This window comes from Halomonas sp. HAL1, from assembly GCF_030544485.1.
Lineage (GTDB): Bacteria > Pseudomonadota > Gammaproteobacteria > Pseudomonadales > Halomonadaceae > Vreelandella > Vreelandella arctica.
In genome coordinates, this window is record NZ_CP130610.1 from 547641 (window position 1) to 563873 (window position 16233).

Sequence of the window (16233 nt, forward strand, 5' to 3'; positions counted from 1 at the left end):
TGTTTCTATGCCTTTGAACGAGCCATCAACCTCCCTTGCTACCGCCTCAGTTTCTAGCGCCTATTCTTCTAGCGACTATGACTTCCGCTTTGGCGGTATTCGGCGCCTTTACGGCCAGCGTGCGGCGCAGGCATTTCGCCGTGCCCATGTAGTGGTAGTCGGCGTTGGCGGCGTAGGTAGCTGGACGGTAGAGGCGCTGGCCCGCTCGGGCATCGGCAAGCTTACGCTGATTGATCTGGACGACGTATGTGTCTCCAACGTCAACCGCCAGCTCCACGCGCTGGATGGCACGATTGGCCAGCCCAAAGTAGATGTGCTGGCCGAGCGCTGCCGCCTGATTGCCCCAGAGATTGAGATCATCGCGGATACCGCCTTCGTCACGCCCACCAACCTGGCCGAGCGCATTCCTGAGGATGCCGACCACGTGGTGGATGCCATCGACAGCGTGATCGCCAAGGCCGCGCTGATCGCCTGGTGCAAGCGGCGCAAAATGCCGATTACCGTGACCGGCGCGGCGGGCGGGCAGACCGACCCGACGCGCATTCAAGTGGCGGATTTGACCCGCACCGAGCACGACCCGCTGCTCTCCAAAGTGCGCTCGCGGCTGCGTCGCGATTACGGCTTCTCCCGCAACCCCAAGCGGCGTTTCTCGGTGGAGTGCGTCTACTCCGATGAGCAGTTGATCTACCCCAGTGCTGACGGCGAAGTGTGTCTGCAAAAGCCCGGCAGCAATGAGGCCACACGGCTCGACTGCGCCTCCGGCTTTGGCGCCGCGACGTTTCTGACCGGCACTTTTGGCTTCGTGGCCGCCTCCAAAGTGCTGGAGCGCCTCGCCAAGAAAGCGAATCAGCCCGCCGCCACTCAGGCCATCCAAGAGGAAAGCGAATGACCACTCCCGTTCCCGGTATTTACCGCCACTACAAAGGCAGCCTTTACGAAGTAATGGGCACCGCCCAGCACAGCGAAAGTGAAGAACCGCTGGTAGTCTACCGCGCGCTATATGGCGACTACGGTCTTTGGGTGCGCCCGCTGGCGATGTTCATGGAGAGCGTGACGAAAGAAGGGAACACCCAGCCGCGCTTTGCGTTGGAGAAAGCGTTCTAGCCCGTATTGATTGCTCCATCGTCGCTCTTATTGTCCGCCGCCCCCTGTTAGCAGGGATGCGGCGTTTTTGTGGTTGTTATTGCTTATATTCCATAATCAGCTATCTTTATAACAATTATTGACGCTTTGGCGTCAGGCAACACTACTTAAGTAGCCGGGAGATAAGCATGCAGACCTTTGCCCTTTCTCAAAGCTCAGGCACAGGCGCACCTGATGTGGCGGGCTTTTTTGATCCGCGCACCTTTAGCATCCAATACATCGTCAGCGACCCTGCCACCAAGCAGTGCGCGATTATTGATCCGGTGCTGGATTTCGACGAAAAGTCTGGCGCAACGGCCACCTTTTGCGCTGACGCACTGTTGAAATATATCGAGGAAGAGGGGCTGACAGTGGCGTGGATTCTGGATACGCACCCCCACGCGGACCACTTTTCAGCAGCACAGTACCTAAAAGAGAAAACCGGCGCACCGACGGCGATTGGCCAGTACGTCACCAAAGTGCAGGCACTATGGAAGGAGATTTACCACTGGCCGGAGATGCCGACCGATGGCCGCCAGTGGGACACGCTGTTTGTCGAGGGCGATACGTTTGCCATCGGTGAACTCAGCGCTCGCGTGCTGCACTCGCCTGGCCATACGCTGGCCTCCATCACCTACGTAATCGGTGATGCCGCCTTTGTGCATGACACCCTTTTTCAGCCTGATTTTGGGACGGCGCGAGCCGATTTTCCCGGTGGGGATGCCAAGTCTCTATGGAGCTCCATCCAGCAGATTCTCGCGCTACCGGGCAATACACGGCTGTTCACCGGCCACGACTATATGCCCGACGACCGTGAACCGCAGTGGGAGAGCAGCGTCGATGAGCAGCGAGCCAACAACCCGCACTTGGTGGGCAAAAGCGAGGAGGAGTACATCGCACTGCGCCACAAACGAGATAGCGAGCTGCCCATGCCCAAGCTGATTTTGCACGCGCTGCAAGTGAATATCCGCGGTGGTCGTTTGCCGGAGCCTGAAACCAACGGCAAGCGCTATCTGAAAATCCCCCTGGATGCCCTGGAAGGTGCGGCCTGGGATTGATGTTATCCAAACCAATATGAGGTGTGCTCGGTCATGCAAACGAAGCCATTGGAGCCAGGCGTTGAGATCACCTCAGCGCTGACGGTGGATGAGTTGGAGGAGGTAAAAGCCCGTGGTTTTCACGCGGTGGTGTGTAACCGCATCGAAGGTGAGAGCGAGGACTTTCCAGACGAGGCGCGCTACCGCGAAAAAGCCGAGCAGCTTGGCCTTGCCTGGGTGCATATCCCTGTGAAGCCAGGCGAGTACAGCGAAGCTGACATCCGCGCCTTTGCTGAAGCGCTCCAACAGCTGCCGCGCCCTCTCTTGGCGTTTTGCCGCTCAGGTAAGCGGGCCACGCACCTGTGGGCCTATGCCAAGCGTCAGCACGAGCAGTGCGAATTGGCGGAGCTGTTTACGGCGGCCCATGCGGCAGGGGTTGACTTGGAAGACCAGCGCCAAAGTCTTGAACGGAGCGCCCAATAAAAATCGAAGATGAGTGAAACCCTACTACGAAGGCCCCGTATCAGCATGTACCTATTATGAGACTGCATCATGATCATTGAGCGCTGGGTGCCGCTAATCGGCTGGCTGCGAACTTATCATCGGGGCTTGCTCGCGCGGGATGTACTTGCCGCAGTGATCGTCACGCTGATGCTGGTGCCGCAAGCGCTGGCCTACGCCATGCTGGCAGGGTTGCCGCCGGAAATGGGGCTCTATGCCAGCATGCTGCCGCTGGTGCTGTACGCCGTCTTTGGCACCAGCGCGAGTTTGGCAGTAGGGCCGGTGGCGGTGGCAGCACTCATGACGGCCTCGGCGCTGAGCAGTTTTGCCGCGCCGGGTAGCCCGGAATATATCGGTGCGGCACTGGTGCTGGCCGCGCTCTCTGGGCTGATTCTTATCGCGATGGGCGTGCTTCGGCTGGGCTTTTTAGTCAACTTTCTCAGCCACCCGGTGATCTCCGGGTTTGTGACCGCCTCGGGAATGTTGATCGCGATCAGCCAGTTGAAGCACATTTTTGGGGTCGAAGCATCCGGCCATAACGTGGTGGAACTGCTGAGAGCGCTATTGGGTCAGTGGCAGCAGGTGAATGTCATAACGCTGCTGATTGGCCTTGGCGTTTGGGCGTATCTATGGGTGTGTCGCAAGCGCCTGAATGGTTGGCTGACCAAGCTGGGAATGCCTGCCAGTTGGGCAGGGTTAATGGTCAAAGCCGCGCCTATTTCGGCCGTGGTAGTGACCACCCTGTTGGCCTGGGGCCTCCAACTGGAGCAGCGCGGGGTCGATGTGGTGGGCTTTGTGCCCAGTGGCCTGCCTGCCATTACGCTGCCGAGTCTGGATCAATCGCTGTGGCTCGATCTGCTCCCGGCGGCGCTGCTGATCAGCTTGGTAGGGTTTGTAGAGTCGGTGTCCGTGGCGCAGACCCTGGCCGCCAAGCGCCGTCAGCGTATTGACCCTAACCAAGAGCTGATTGCGCTCGGTATGGCGAATCTTGGCGCTGGCATTAGCGGCGGCTCGCCGGTATCGGGCGGTTTCTCGCGTTCGGTGGTCAATTTTGAAGCCGGGGCGGCGACGCCGCTGGCGGGAGCTTTTACCGCGCTTGGGATTGTGTTGGCGACGCTGCTACTCACTGACTTACTGGTCTTTTTACCCACCGCCACGCTGGCCGCCACGATTATCGTGGCAGTGGGGACGTTGATCGATTTGCCTGCGGTAAAGCGAACCTGGCAATACTCCCGAAGCGATGGCATTGCGATGGTCGCTACTTTGCTGCTGACGCTTCTTCATAGCGTGGAAGTGGGCATTATCAGCGGGGTGGTGCTCTCGCTGGGGCTACATCTTTACCGCACCAGCCAGCCCCATAGTGCGGTGGTAGGGCGGGTGCCGGGCACCGAGCATTTCCGGAATGTGAAGCGCCATCAGGTAGAAACCGACGAGCATGTGGCCATGCTGCGCATCGATGAAAGCCTCTATTTTGCCAACGCCCGCTATCTAGAAGATACCGTCATGGCGCTGGCCGCCCGCTCGCCGTCGATCAAGCACATTGTGCTCACCTGTCAGGCAGTGAATGTCATCGATGCTTCGGCCCTTGAGAGCCTGGAGGCGATCAACGGTCGGCTGAAAGACGCTGGTGCTATGCTCCACTTGGCCGAGGTGAAAGGGCCGGTGATGGATCGCCTAAAGCACACGGCGTTCTACCACGAGCTCACCGGCCAAGTGTTCTTTACCACCTATGACGCTTGGCAAGCGTTGGCGCATCCGGTGGTGGATAGTGCGGTATCGGTTTAACAAGATGTGCCGCACACCACCCGGGAAGCGAGTGGTGTGCAATTCATGCAGGTTAAGGAAGTGCGGCGGAACTGAGCTTTAAGTGCAGCAGCTCGGCGGCACTTTTGCCGGCCACTGCGCCTAACACGACAGCACTCAGCAGCCCGTTGCCGGAAAGGTAGCCGCTGTCGTTGGAGCCAGACACTCCACGTGCTGCGCCTCCTGCAGCAAACAGGTTGGGCAGCGCTTGCCCCTGAGTATTGAGCACGCGGGCTTTGCGATTCACTTCTAAACCGCCCTGGGTATGAAATAGTGCCCCTGTCACCCGAATGGCGTAGTAGGGGGCTTTCAGCAGGTTGGCGGGGTCAAAGCGGCGGCCAAATGCATCGGCCGTTTGCTGCTCAGCGTGCTGCTGCATTTGGGCGAAGGTGGCTTGCAGTGCGCCAAAGGGAAGTTTCAGGCCAGTGGCCATCTCTTCAAGGGTTGAGAAACTGCGAACTGCGCCGCTCTCCTGAGCGTTGCGGTAATCCTCAAACGCCTGAGCAGATTCATGAATGCGGGCATCATAAAGATTCCAGGCCACTTGCTCCGGCTGTGCCAGCACCTTGGCTGCCTGTTCGGAGTAGCCACCGTGCTCATTGGAAAAGCGCTCGCCCTTGATGTTGACCTGAATACCTCCTTGCATCATCAGCGCCCAGCTAATCAGCGTTTGATGGGGTGTAGCGAGCGAGCCGTGGCCTTGGCAGGCACCTAAGTCTTTGGTACTCGCGCCCATTTCCTGGCCCCATAGCAAGGCGTCGCCCTGGTTGCCCTCGTGGCCGTAATACAGCGCGTGTTTCAGCGTGGGCAGATAGCGCTCGACCAGCTCTGGGTTGCCGCCATAGCCGTTGCAGGCCAGAACCAGCGCATCGCAGCCAATGCTTTCGCGGCTGCCGTCTGGGCGCTCCAGCGTGACACCCCTTACGCGCTGGCTGCTATCCACGTGCAAATCCACCACCCGTGCCTGAGTCAGGATATCAATGCCTGCCGCTTCAGCGGCATTGAGCAGCGCGCCCATCAGCTCTTCCCCGGTGCGCCGTGGCGTGGCGTGGCGTGCATGCGCAGGTGACGGTGGCCGGGGTAAAGAAAGCCTTCCACCAGCTCAAAGGGCACGCCGTGCTGATCCGTCAGCCATTCGATGGTTGGGCCGGATTGGCTGGCCAGCAGTTCGACGATGGCCGGGTCGGCCTCAAAGCCATTCTTCTTTTGAATATCTTCTGCCATGGCCTCGGCAGAGTCCGTGACGCCTAGCTCATGCTGAAAGCGCGTATTGGCGGCGGGAATAAACCCCGACGACATCGCTGTGCTGCCACGGGGCAGGGCGTCGCGCTCTAAAACAGCCAGCTCAACGCCCGCTTCCTGGGCGGCCAGGGCCGCTACCAGGCCGCAGGCCCCCGCTCCGATAATCAGCAGCGGCAGGTGGGCATCAAAGCCTTCGTGTGTGTAGGAAATGATCGCCATTACGCCTGCTCCCCAGCTTGGTGGAAGGCATCTAGAATCTCACCCGCCGTGGCTTGCCAGACGTCTGGGTGCCCGCTGATATGCACCAGCACTTCTTCCAGGCAAGCAATTCGGTGGGGCTGACCCACCAGCCAGGGGTGTAGGTTCAGCGCAAACAGTCGCCCACCCTGTTCGCGGGACTCTTCCAGCAGGAAGTCGAAGGCGTCTTTTACCTGCGTCACCCAAGAATCTTCAGAGTGCAGGTTTTGGCTCATTACGAACTGGTCTTCGATCTCGGTGGCCAACGGCATCATGGTCAATCTGCCGGTGTTGGTTTCACAAGCATACGGCATGTCGTCGTTCACCCAGTCGGCGCAGTACTCGATGCCATTTTCTGCCAGCAGGTCAGGGGTATTGAAGCTCTGGTGCTTGGCAGGGCTTAGCCAGCCGCGAATAGGTTGGCCGGTCACCCGCCGCAGCGTGTCCACGGAGCGTTTGACCAGCTCGGCTTCTTCTTCAATCGGTTGGCCGCCGTAGTGCAGGTGATCCATGTTCCAGCCGTGGGCGATAAATTCACCGCCATGCTCTTTCAAGCGCTGCACCAGATAAGGCGTCTGCTCAGCCAGTTGCGCGTTGATCGCAAACGTAGGCGTGATGTTATGCGCGGCCAGCGCTTTCAGCACGCGATAGATACCCACCCGGTTGCCGTAATCCCGCAGCGAGAAGTGGCGCAGGTCCGGGTAGGGCATGGTCATGCCGTTGGGTACTTTGAACGGCTCGCCGCGCTGGTTGAGCGGGTAGAACTGCAGCGAAATATTGATCCACACCGCCAGGGTTTTACCCTCGGGCCAGGTGACCGGTGTACGTTCACTTAGCATCGACCATGCATAGCGGTCATGGTCGTAGCCGTGGCGGCGTAAAGGGTAGTCGAGATAGTCGTCATTAAGCGCCATAGCGTTATCCCTTTTTGCCTGCAGTGGCGGACTGGGCCGCCATGCTGTCAAGAGCGGCATCGTAATAGTGGGTCATGTAGTAGTCGGCAATCTCGCGCCCGGTGGCGACCCACACATCTGGGTGGCCGGTGATGTACTCAAGCGCCTCTTCAAACGCCTTGATGCGGTGCGGGCAGCTCACTTGGTAATTGTGAGTGGGAATGCACATCACGGTGCCGGACTCCGCGCCCTCTAGATACAGACGGTCAAAGTGGCGCTTGAGCATAGTCGCGTACTGGCGCGGCTCCACTTTATTCACCGCGTAGACGATGGTGTCATTCATCTCCAACGAGTAGGGCATGGAGATAAAGCGCTTGCCGGAGCGAACGCTGACCGGCGTTGGCTGATCGTCATGGAACAGGTCGCAGGTATAAATCCCGCCTTTATCGCCGAATAGCTCTTCGCCCACTTCGGCAAATAGATCCAGAGTGCGCTCGGAATGCGAAAGCGCAGGCGCCAGATACCCCGCGCAGGCTTGGCCGGTATGGCGATGGATGGTTTCCATGCTGTCGCGAATCATCGCCCGCTCCTGGGCTTCGCTCAGCCCATAGGTGTAGCGGGTGTTGTAGATGCCGTGGCTGAAGAACTCCCAGTCGCGCTCTTTGCACATCTGGATAATCTCGGGATGGTGCTCGCAGAGCGCCACGGAAAGCGATACCGAACCGCGAATCCCGTACTTATCCAACAGGGCCATCTGGCGCTGGTGGCCCACCCGGTTGCCGTAATCGCGAATACTGTAGCCGGGTACCGACGGGTGAGGGTGCGGCCACGGCTTGCGGCTCGGGTTCTGCGGCGGGTCGAGTTCGTAATACTCGATATTAGGGGCGACCCAGAAGGCCACCTTTGCGCCGCCGGGCCAAGTAATTTTGGGGCGCTGGTCGTAGGCCCAGTAATCGTAAACGCCAAGTGACTCTTTCATCGCTAGCTCCTCGCCTTATGCATCGCCCTCAAGCCACGCCAGCACCTCAGCAACGGGCATGACATCGGCGTATTTGAGGTGCAGGTCGGTCAGGTTGGCGTAGTGGTAGCTTTCGTGTTTATCGGAGACGCACTCCATCGGGACGATGGTGCGGTAGCCACGGGACAGGCTCTCCACGGCAGTGGCGCGAATGCAACCCGAGGTAGAGCCACCGGTGATGATTACTGTGTCGACCTGGTGCCATACCAGCAGTGACTGCAGCGGCGTTTCAAAAAAGGCCGAAGGCATGCGCTTGGTGTAGATCACGTCGCGGCTGCGGTCGATTTCGCAGCGCTCGTCGAATTCGGCGCGCTCGGAGCCGTACTTGATGTTTTGCAGTGAATCGGGAGTGTCGGTGCGGGTGCCCCACACGCCCGCATCTTCGGCGGAGTCCAGAAAGGCGACATGAGTCCAGACCACCGGCCAGCCTTTCTCCCGGAAGCCGCGCGCCAGCTGGTTCGTATACTCCAGCTGTTTGGGGTCGGTTTCGTAGGCGGTCTTGAAGAGATCAGTACGGGTGTAGGCCTTTTGGGGGTCTACATTGACCAGCACGGCTTTTTTGCCAAAGCCAAAGGGCACCCGCTGGGGGTTGGCCATCACGTCGTGAAAGATCTCTTTTGCCGTTTTATCAGTGGTCTGCATGGTTGTCTCCTGACTAATCATTATTGGTGGCTAAGCGGTGAGTGCTTGGTTAGCGATTGTCGTACTGCTCGCCAAGCTCCAGCATCGCCTGGGTGCCTAGGTAGTCGTTGAGCTGTTTGAAGTCGAGCATCTGTTCACGGAAGGCGTCGGTGGTGCCGTCCTGTTTCAGCGTGGCAAAGAAACGACTGGCCATGTGGGTAATCGCTCGCACCAACGCGCCAGGGAAAATCACCAGCGAGAAGCCCAGCGCTTCCAGCGCCTGAGCGTTCTGCAGCGGTGTGTCTCCACCCTCGACCATATTGGCCATGATCGGCACTTTGCCTTTGAACTGGGTCATGATCTTGCTGATATCGTCGTCGCTGCGAATACCTTCGATAAACAGCATGTCTACGCCCGCTTCATAGTAAGCCTGGGCGCGCTCGATGGCGCTGTCGGTGCCTTCCACGCCCAGTGCATCGGTTCGTCCAATAATAAGCGTGCTATCATTTTCTCGCGCATCCAGTGCCGCGTGCAATTTACCGACCATTTCGCTCTTGGAGACCAGCGTTTTGCCGCGCAGGTGGCCGCAGCGTTTAGGGTAGGTCTGGTCTTCCAACTGAATGGCATTGGCGCCTGCACGCTCCAGCAGACGCACGCTGCGCATCACGTTCATGGCGTTGCCAAAGCCGGTGTCGCAATCCACCACCACGGAAAGATTGGTTCGCTCGCGAATATGCGACATCGCGGTGCAAATCTCGGTAATGCTGAGCAAGCCAATATCGGGTCGTCCCAGCTGGGTATAGGCCAGGCTAGCGCCAGAAAGATAGACGGTATCAAACCCTGCTTGTTCGGCCAGCGACGCGCCGAGTGCGTCAAACACGCCGGGAGCGACCACAATGGGGGTGTCCTGCAACAGCTGTTTAAGTTGGGCGGGCTGGTGTGAAGCCTGTGGTGAAGCAAGGTGTTGGCGTGTCATAACGGTCTCATCATTGTTGGGTAAGCGTCAGCATCTGATCAGGGTATTAGCGGCGCACGAGCGCCAAGTCGTTCCACACATCCTGGCGGGTAATCAGGCCATCGGTTAATTCAAAGCGATCAATAAAACGCACGCCGGTCGACGTGCTGCCATCTAGCCACTCCACTGTTAGCTCGCCATGGCAGACCACCACACAGTGGTTTGGATATAAGCATTGATCTACTGCGTGAAATGTTTTGCTCACACGGCGATAGCGGGTTTTTGCCCACTCCGCGACCTCGTTTAGTCGCTGCATGGGCGGCGCGCCAGGGAATTGCATCACCACGTGAGTCGCAAGGAAGCGCTCGGCACGGCCTAAGTCGCGCGCTTCCATGGCGCTTAAGAAGGCGCGCACCTGCTCTGTGCTGTGGTTATCTGGGTATGACATCGTCAATTCTCTTTATGCCAGCGGTGCCTTTTAGATCGTGTGGTAAGCGATACCCAAGGGCGCCGATTCTGTAATAATGGCTTTCAAGCGTCAGTAATTGTGTTATTGATTGGCTGTCGATATGTATTATATGTAATACATTTTTATGTCTATTATTGTCCCTGCGTCAAGCCTGTTATGAATTTTTTGAACCACATCCTGAGGAGAGGCATGGATGAGTGAGGCAAAAACCTCTGCGGTGGGTGGCACAAAATCACACCGTATTTATCTGCTACTGAAAGATGCCATTTTGAGTGGGCGGCTGCCTGCGGGCAGTAAATTAGCAGGTGAAAATAAGCTGGCGGAGCAGCATGGCGTTTCGCGAGTCACCGTTCGGCGTGCCATGGAGGCGTTGCAAGCAGCAGGCATGGTAGAGCGGAAGGCGGGAGTGGGTACGGTGGTGCTGGAGCAGCCGCTGGACGCTACAGTGATGACCGCCAGCGTGTCTAACCTGATGCCCAACATGGTCAAAATGAGCCAAGCGTCCCAAGTGCGCTTGTTGGAGTTTGCCTATGTGCTACCACCGGAAATGATCCGTGAGCGGCTAGGTATGGCCCAGAACGGCAAGGTACAGCGCTCGGTGCGTGTCCGTATGGTCGACGATAAGCCATTTTCCCATCTGGTGACCCACGTCCCGGAAACTATTGCTCTGCACTACAACGAGATGGATTTAGCCAATACGCCGCTGTTTGTGCTGCTTGAGCGTAGCGGTGTGAAGGTGGATCACGCTTCCCAATCGATTTCCGCTACGTTGGCCAGCCACGAGGTCGCGGAAGCACTGGATGTACCGGTAGGTTCGCCGCTGATCTCGCTGACCCGTGTGGTGTTTGATGAGCAGGGTCGAGGCGTTGAGCATCTGGATGCGCTCTATCGTCCGGATCGGTATCGCTTCCAAATTGATCTGGAGCGTAATGGCGACGATAACTCCCGCTACTGGGAGCCCAGGGTAGGTGGAATGCCCACTACCGGGAAGGATGAGTAGTGTGATTAGTTGATTTTTTAATGTATTAAATTTAATACAGATTTAAAATTACAAAAAATACATTTGACCTGTGTTATCAAATTGCGCTAGTTGTATTGAGTGAGAATGATAAGTCCAACGAAGGCCGAGGCAACGAGCGAAGACCATGAGTACCCCAACAACGCTGTTTGACAAAGTTTGGCGCGCCCACGAGGTTCACCGAAGTGAAAGCGGACAGAGCCTGCTGTGGATTGACCGTCACTTTGTCCATGAAGGCTCTTTTCATGCGTTCAATAAGCTCGGTGAGCGAGCCCTGCCCGTTGCCCGGCCCGATCTGACCTTTGGCATTGCTGACCACTACGTACCGACGCTAGCCCGTGATTTGGCAGGCGTTGCCGATCCCAAAGTGCGCTCAATGATCGAGCAGCTCTCCCAAAATACCCAGCAGCATGGTGTGACGCTGTTTGGCCTGGATGACCCACGCCAGGGCATTGTGCATGTGCTAGGCCCAGAGCAGGGGCTCACTCAGCCTGGGATGGTGATGGTGTGTGGCGATAGTCATACCGCTACCCATGGTGCTTTTGGCAGCATTGCCTTTGGTATTGGCGCATCAGAAGTCGCCCACGTGCTGGCCACCCAAACGTTGTGGCAAAGCAAGCCCAAGGTGATGCGCATCACGGTGGAAGGCCAACTGGCCGAAGGCATCACCGCCAAGGATATCGCGCTCACCTGGATTGCCCGTTTGGGCGCCGATGGAGCACGGGGCTACGCCATCGAGTACGCCGGTGAGGCGATTCGCTCGCTCTCCATGGAAGCACGGCTCACGCTGTGTAATCTCTCCATAGAGGGCGGTGGCCGCTGCGGCATGATCGCGCCGGATCAAACCACCTTCGACTATTTGCGCGAGCGCCCCTGGAGCCCGAAAGGCGATGCCTTCGATCAAGCCTGCGCTTACTGGTCCACGCTCTACAGCGACCCAGGCGCCAGCTTTGATCTTGAAGTGACGCTGCATGCCGATGAAATTGCGCCGACAGTGACCTGGGGCGTCTCGCCGGAAGAGGCACTGCCGATCGACCGGGCGGTGCCTGATCCTGATCAATTGAGCGATCCAGCGAAAGCGCGCCAAGCCCGGGATAGCTTGTCCTATATGGGGCTAACGGCGGGGCAAAAACTTACTGATATCACCATTGATCGAGTATTTATTGGCTCATGCACCAACGCGCGTATTGAAGACTTGCGCGCTGCGGCGGCGGTGCTGGCGGGTCACAAAAGCCGCGTACCCGGTATGGTCTCGCCCGGCTCCACGCTGGTGAAAACCCAGGCGGAGGCCGAAGGACTGGACCGCATATTTATCGATGCCGGGCTTGAGTGGCGCCACTCCGGCTGCTCCATGTGTGTCGGGATGAACGGTGATTTGGTGGCGAGCGGCGAGCGCTGTGCTTCCACCACCAATCGCAACTTCAAAGGCCGCCAGGGGCCAGGGGCGCGTACGCATCTGATGTCACCTGCCATGGTGGCTGCGGCGGCGGTCAGTGGACGGTTGGCCGATGTGCGGACGCTAACGGCGGGCAGTGACTCATCCGTTCAGGCTTCAGGAGCGCACTAATGCAACCAATTACCGTACTAGACACCCTTGGCGTTGCCCTTGCTGCGGCTAATGTGGATACCGATCAACTGATTCCCGCGCGCTTTATGAAAGAACCGCGCAGCGTCGGTTACGGCCAGTTTCTGCTTTACGACGTTCGCCACGATGAGCAGGACACACCTAACCCCGAGTTTATTCTTCATCGCCCTAACGCAAATGATGCCGAAGTGATGGTTAGTCGCCGCAATTTTGGCGCGGGGTCATCTCGTGAAGCGGCGGTTTATGCGTTGGTCGACTACGGCTTTCGCTGTGTGGTGGCGCCGAGTTTTGGCGATATTTTTGCGTCGAACGCCGTCAATAACGGCTTGCTGCCTGCGGTGGTGGAAGAGGACGACGCCGAGCGTTTGTTAGCAGCTCTAGGCGATGCACCCGCCGCGATACACGTTGACTTAGAGAAGCAGGTCGTCCGTGTGGCAGAAGTAGAGGTCAGTTTTTCGATTAGCCCCGTTTGGCGCACTAAATTGCTAAATGGCTGGGATGACATTGATATGACCCGTCAGCATGCTGACACCATTACCGGTTTTGCCGCTCGGTATACAGCACAGTTTCCCTGGACATCGGCGCAGCCGCCAGAAAACGCCATCATCAGTAAAGGGTAGTGGCAGCAATGGCTACCCCCAGAATGAGCTTCAATAAAAACAGCACGCACGCTTGCAGCAGACGTTTATAAGAAAGGTTAATCAAAAGCAGCTTTATAAAACGACTTATAAGAATGCAACAGAAACAATAAACGCTATAACGCAGACTACCTCGTGCAGGAGACTAACGAATGAAAAAAGTAACGCTTACCCTGGGCATGCTCACCGCCCTAGCTTCCGCTCAAGCGCTGGCCGTTGATGAAATCACCGCCGTGCATGCCTTTCCACCTTCGCTCATCTATACCCAGAGCTTTCTGGAGTTTGTCGATAAAGTAAACGAGCGCGGTGAAGGCGTGGTGCAGATTAACGTGCGTGGCGGTCCTGAAGTGATCGGCCTTTCCGAGCAGCCTGATGCAGTGCGCAACGGCGTGGTGGATATGGCCTATACCGCCGCAAGCTTCTACGCAGGTACCGTGCCAGAGCGCGATGCAATGGTGGCCTCTAACACCAATGCGATCTACGCGCGTGAAAATGGCGGCATCGACCTGCTCAATGAGATTCATCAAGAGAAGATGGGCACCTACTACTTGGGCTGGTTTGATAGTGGCGTCAGCTACAATTTTTATACCATCGAAGAGCCTTCCGTTGATGCCGACGGCAATCTGAGCGTTTCAGGCCTACGCCTACGCAGTAACCCGGTGTATGACGCCTTCTTCCAGGACTACCTAGGCGCGCAGCCGATTAGTCTGCCGACAACGGATGTTTACGCTGCCCTTGAACGGAGTGTGGTGAATGCCACCGGCTGGACCCAGATTGGTTTGAAAGATCTTAACTGGGACCGTTTCCTTAACTACCGAGTTGATCCTGCTTTCTTCTCCACAGACATGGGGGTCATCGTCAACCTGGACAAGTGGAAACAGCTCAGCGAAGAGTCCCAGCAGATCCTGCAGGAAGTGGCAATTGAGCATGAGCGCGAAAGCGCCGAGAAACTGGCTGAGCTAGCTGAAGAGCAGCAGGCGCAACTAGAAGCCGATGGCATGCAGGTAGTGACGCTTGAAGGTGAAGCTGCACAGCGTTTCTCAGATGCTGCCCGCGATGCTACCTGGGAGCGTATGCGCCGCCAGATGGAGCGCCATCCATCTGGTCTGGAGCACTATGATATGTTGATCGAAAAATTTAACGACCTGTAAAGACATGCGGGGTGCTGCACTAGTGAGCGCCCCATTTTGTGTGGCTATTTTCGTTAGGGCCTTTTATGCGCTACGCACAACGCGGCTATTTGCTGCTACTTAATGGCATGGCTCTTCTGGCCGCTATCATGCTGGTATGGCTGATGGTGGCCGTAGTGCTCTCGGTAGTCATCCGTAATTTGGGGCTCCAGCCCTCTGCGTGGTTTTTTCTTTCCACCGAGTACGCCATGTTTTACCTCACCCTGTTAGGGGCACCCTGGTTGGTGCGTCAAAAAGGGCACGTGCATATTGAGTTGCTGACCTCCGTCCTGCCTCTGCCAGCGCTCAACATTCTAAGCCGAGGAGTATCGCTGCTATGTGTCGTGGTGTGCGGTGTGCTGGCGTGGAAAGGATTGGATCTATTTCTGCTCAACATTGAGCGCACAGACTATGACGTGCGTGCCTACTTTGTGCCGAAGTGGATACTGACCATCGTATTTCCTATTAGCTTTACGTTAATGGCGATTGAGTTTGGCCGCTTTGTAGTGGGCCATGAAATACTTCACAGCGGCGAAGCGGGGATGAAAGAATAATGGAATGGTACTTTGCGCTCGCTTTTCTGCTATCGCTGATTCTTATCTTTATGGCGATTGGCACTCCGATAGCTTTGGCATTTTTAGCCGCTAACGTCATTGGTGCCTGGCACTTTATGGGTGGCCAAACTGGCATCTTACAGATGCTCAACAACGGTTTCGGCGCGCTTTCAAGCTTCAACCTAGTCCCCATCCCGCTCTTTCTACTGATGGGCGAACTGTTTTTCCGAACCGGATTGGGCATGAAAATGTTCAATGCCGTTGACCAACTGATGGGCAAGCTACCTGGACGTTTGTCTTATGTGACAGTCGTGGGTGGAACAGCGTTTTCTACTTTAAGTGGCTCTTCTATGGGCTCCACAGCCTTGATGGGGTCGCTATTGGTACCGGAAATGGAGCGACGCGGCTATAAGAAGAAAATGGCCATTGGCCCCATTCTGGGGACCGGCGGTTTGGCGATCATTATTCCGCCTTCTGCGTTGGCGGTACTGCTGGCAACCTTGGCAAAAGTGGATATTGGCGCGCTGCTCATCGCTGGCATTTTGCCTGGGCTGACGCTGGCGGGGTTCTATATTGTCACCATTTTTATCCAAACCAAGCTGGACCCGGATGCCGCACCTGCTTATGAGTTAGAACCGGTGCCGCTAAGCGCTAAGCTCAAGCTGATAGTGACCGATATTCTCCCTATGCTGAGCGTCATGGTGATCATTGTTGCGATGATGCTGATGGGGTTTGCTACACCGTCGGAAGCCGCAGCATTTGGGGCATTGGGTGTGATTATCCTGGCGTTTCTTTTCCGCTGCATGACCTGGGAGGCGTTTAAGCTTTCGGTCACCGGCGCGCTAAAAGTCACGCTGATGGCTTATCTGATCGTATTTGGTTCGGCCACCTTCAGCCAGTTGCTCGGTTTCTCGGGCGCTTCGGGCGGTTTGATCGGTTGGGCAACAGGCTTTGATCTTTCCCCCATCCTGATGCTGTTAGCCATGTTTGCGGTACTGCTGGTGCTGGGCACCTTTATGGAGCAAATCTCCATCATGATGCTCACCGTGCCGATCTTCTTTCCGTTGGCGCAGGCACTTGGCTTTGATTTGGTGTGGTTCGGTATCGTCGTGTTGCTGGCACTGGAAATCAGCTTCTCAACACCACCATTAGGGCTGTTACTGTTTGTGATGAAAGGGGTAGCACCGCCGGGCACGACCATGAGTGAAATCTACTCGGCCGCGATTCCCTATATTCTCTGTTCGATGCTACTGGTCGCCGTGTTGATAGTGTTCCCAGGGCTCGCTACTTGGTTGCCTAGCATGCTGCAGTAAGTGTCTTAGCTTGCAAAAAAGTAGCTTGCACAAAATAGTTGTCAATAAAAAAGAGAGG

General features: G+C 57.0%; 18 protein-coding genes. 11 read left to right on the forward strand and 7 right to left on the reverse strand.

Annotated elements, in window-relative coordinates:
• The first annotated feature begins 7 nt into the window (after positions 1-7).
• The 5 genes from tcdA to Q3Y66_RS02630 all read left to right on the forward strand — a co-directional run bounded on the left by tcdA (position 8) and on the right by Q3Y66_RS02630 (position 4445).
• Positions 8-889: a tRNA cyclic N6-threonylcarbamoyladenosine(37) synthase TcdA gene (gene tcdA / locus Q3Y66_RS02610; RefSeq protein ID WP_008959825.1), complete on the forward strand. Its 882-nt coding sequence runs from the start codon at positions 8-10 to the stop codon at positions 887-889.
• Positions 886-1104 carry a DUF1653 domain-containing protein gene (locus Q3Y66_RS02615; RefSeq protein ID WP_008959824.1) on the forward strand — a complete coding sequence of 73 codons (219 nt, stop codon included), beginning with the start codon at positions 886-888 and terminating at the stop codon, positions 1102-1104. Before tcdA ends, Q3Y66_RS02615 begins: the two co-directional genes overlap by 4 nt.
• A gap of 167 nt (positions 1105-1271) precedes the next feature.
• Positions 1272-2180: an MBL fold metallo-hydrolase gene (locus Q3Y66_RS02620; protein ID WP_008959823.1), complete on the forward strand. Its 909-nt coding sequence runs from the start codon at positions 1272-1274 to the stop codon at positions 2178-2180.
• Between the two features lie 33 nt (positions 2181-2213).
• A complete protein-coding gene (locus Q3Y66_RS02625; RefSeq protein WP_008959822.1) occupies positions 2214-2642 on the forward strand; it encodes a TIGR01244 family sulfur transferase in 429 nt (142 codons plus the stop codon).
• A 69-nt stretch (positions 2643-2711) separates the two neighbouring features.
• Positions 2712-4445 (forward strand): SulP family inorganic anion transporter, encoded by a 1734-nt coding sequence (locus Q3Y66_RS02630; RefSeq protein ID WP_008959821.1) that lies wholly within the window; start codon positions 2712-2714, stop codon positions 4443-4445.
• Positions 4446-4497: 52 nt separating this feature from the next.
• Here Q3Y66_RS02630 and Q3Y66_RS02635 read toward each other — a convergent pair whose 3' ends face one another.
• The 7 genes from Q3Y66_RS02635 to Q3Y66_RS02665 are packed head-to-tail and all read right to left on the reverse strand — an operon-like array spanning position 4498 to position 9877.
• Complete coding sequence (locus Q3Y66_RS02635) at positions 4498-5481, reverse strand: FAD-binding protein (RefSeq protein ID WP_274377725.1); 984 nt, start codon at positions 5479-5481, stop codon at positions 4498-4500.
• Positions 5481-5924: an FAD-dependent oxidoreductase gene (locus tag Q3Y66_RS02640; RefSeq protein ID WP_274377724.1), complete on the reverse strand. Its 444-nt coding sequence runs from the start codon at positions 5922-5924 to the stop codon at positions 5481-5483. The genes Q3Y66_RS02635 and Q3Y66_RS02640 overlap by 1 nt, the downstream gene beginning before the upstream one ends.
• Positions 5924-6856, reverse strand: coding sequence for a polysaccharide deacetylase family protein (locus tag Q3Y66_RS02645; RefSeq protein WP_008959820.1), 933 nt, complete (start codon positions 6854-6856; stop codon positions 5924-5926). Before Q3Y66_RS02645 ends, Q3Y66_RS02640 begins: the two co-directional genes overlap by 1 nt.
• A 4-nt stretch (positions 6857-6860) precedes the next feature.
• Positions 6861-7814 carry a polysaccharide deacetylase family protein gene (locus tag Q3Y66_RS02650; RefSeq protein ID WP_008959819.1) on the reverse strand — a complete coding sequence of 318 codons (954 nt, stop codon included), beginning with the start codon at positions 7812-7814 and terminating at the stop codon, positions 6861-6863.
• A 15-nt stretch (positions 7815-7829) separates the two neighbouring features.
• Positions 7830-8495, reverse strand: coding sequence for an isochorismatase family protein (locus Q3Y66_RS02655; protein WP_008959818.1), 666 nt, complete (start codon positions 8493-8495; stop codon positions 7830-7832).
• Positions 8496-8544: 49 nt separating this feature from the next.
• A complete protein-coding gene (locus Q3Y66_RS02660; protein ID WP_008959817.1) occupies positions 8545-9450 on the reverse strand; it encodes an oxaloacetate decarboxylase in 906 nt (301 codons plus the stop codon).
• 46 nt (positions 9451-9496) lie between these two features.
• Entirely contained in the window at positions 9497-9877 is a 381-nt protein-coding gene (locus Q3Y66_RS02665; protein WP_008959816.1) for a nuclear transport factor 2 family protein, read from the reverse strand.
• Positions 9878-10091: 214 nt separating this feature from the next.
• Here Q3Y66_RS02665 and Q3Y66_RS02670 point away from each other — a divergent pair, with 214 nt between their 5' ends.
• The 6 genes from Q3Y66_RS02670 (at position 10092) to Q3Y66_RS02695 (ending at position 16175) form a co-directional block, all read left to right on the forward strand.
• Positions 10092-10898, forward strand: coding sequence for a GntR family transcriptional regulator (locus Q3Y66_RS02670; protein ID WP_008959815.1), 807 nt, complete (start codon positions 10092-10094; stop codon positions 10896-10898).
• Between the two features lie 145 nt (positions 10899-11043).
• Entirely contained in the window at positions 11044-12483 is a 1440-nt protein-coding gene (leuC, locus tag Q3Y66_RS02675; protein ID WP_008959814.1) for a 3-isopropylmalate dehydratase large subunit, read from the forward strand.
• Positions 12483-13121: a 3-isopropylmalate dehydratase small subunit gene (gene leuD / locus Q3Y66_RS02680; RefSeq protein ID WP_008959813.1), complete on the forward strand. Its 639-nt coding sequence runs from the start codon at positions 12483-12485 to the stop codon at positions 13119-13121. Before leuC ends, leuD begins: the two co-directional genes overlap by 1 nt.
• 170 nt (positions 13122-13291) lie before the next feature.
• A complete protein-coding gene (dctP, locus tag Q3Y66_RS02685; RefSeq protein WP_008959812.1) occupies positions 13292-14290 on the forward strand; it encodes a TRAP transporter substrate-binding protein DctP in 999 nt (332 codons plus the stop codon).
• Between the two features lie 65 nt (positions 14291-14355).
• A complete protein-coding gene (locus tag Q3Y66_RS02690; RefSeq protein ID WP_035587466.1) occupies positions 14356-14862 on the forward strand; it encodes a TRAP transporter small permease in 507 nt (168 codons plus the stop codon).
• Positions 14862-16175 (forward strand): TRAP transporter large permease, encoded by a 1314-nt coding sequence (locus Q3Y66_RS02695; RefSeq protein ID WP_008959810.1) that lies wholly within the window; start codon positions 14862-14864, stop codon positions 16173-16175. The genes Q3Y66_RS02690 and Q3Y66_RS02695 overlap by 1 nt, the downstream gene beginning before the upstream one ends.
• Positions 16176-16233 lie beyond the last annotated feature (58 nt).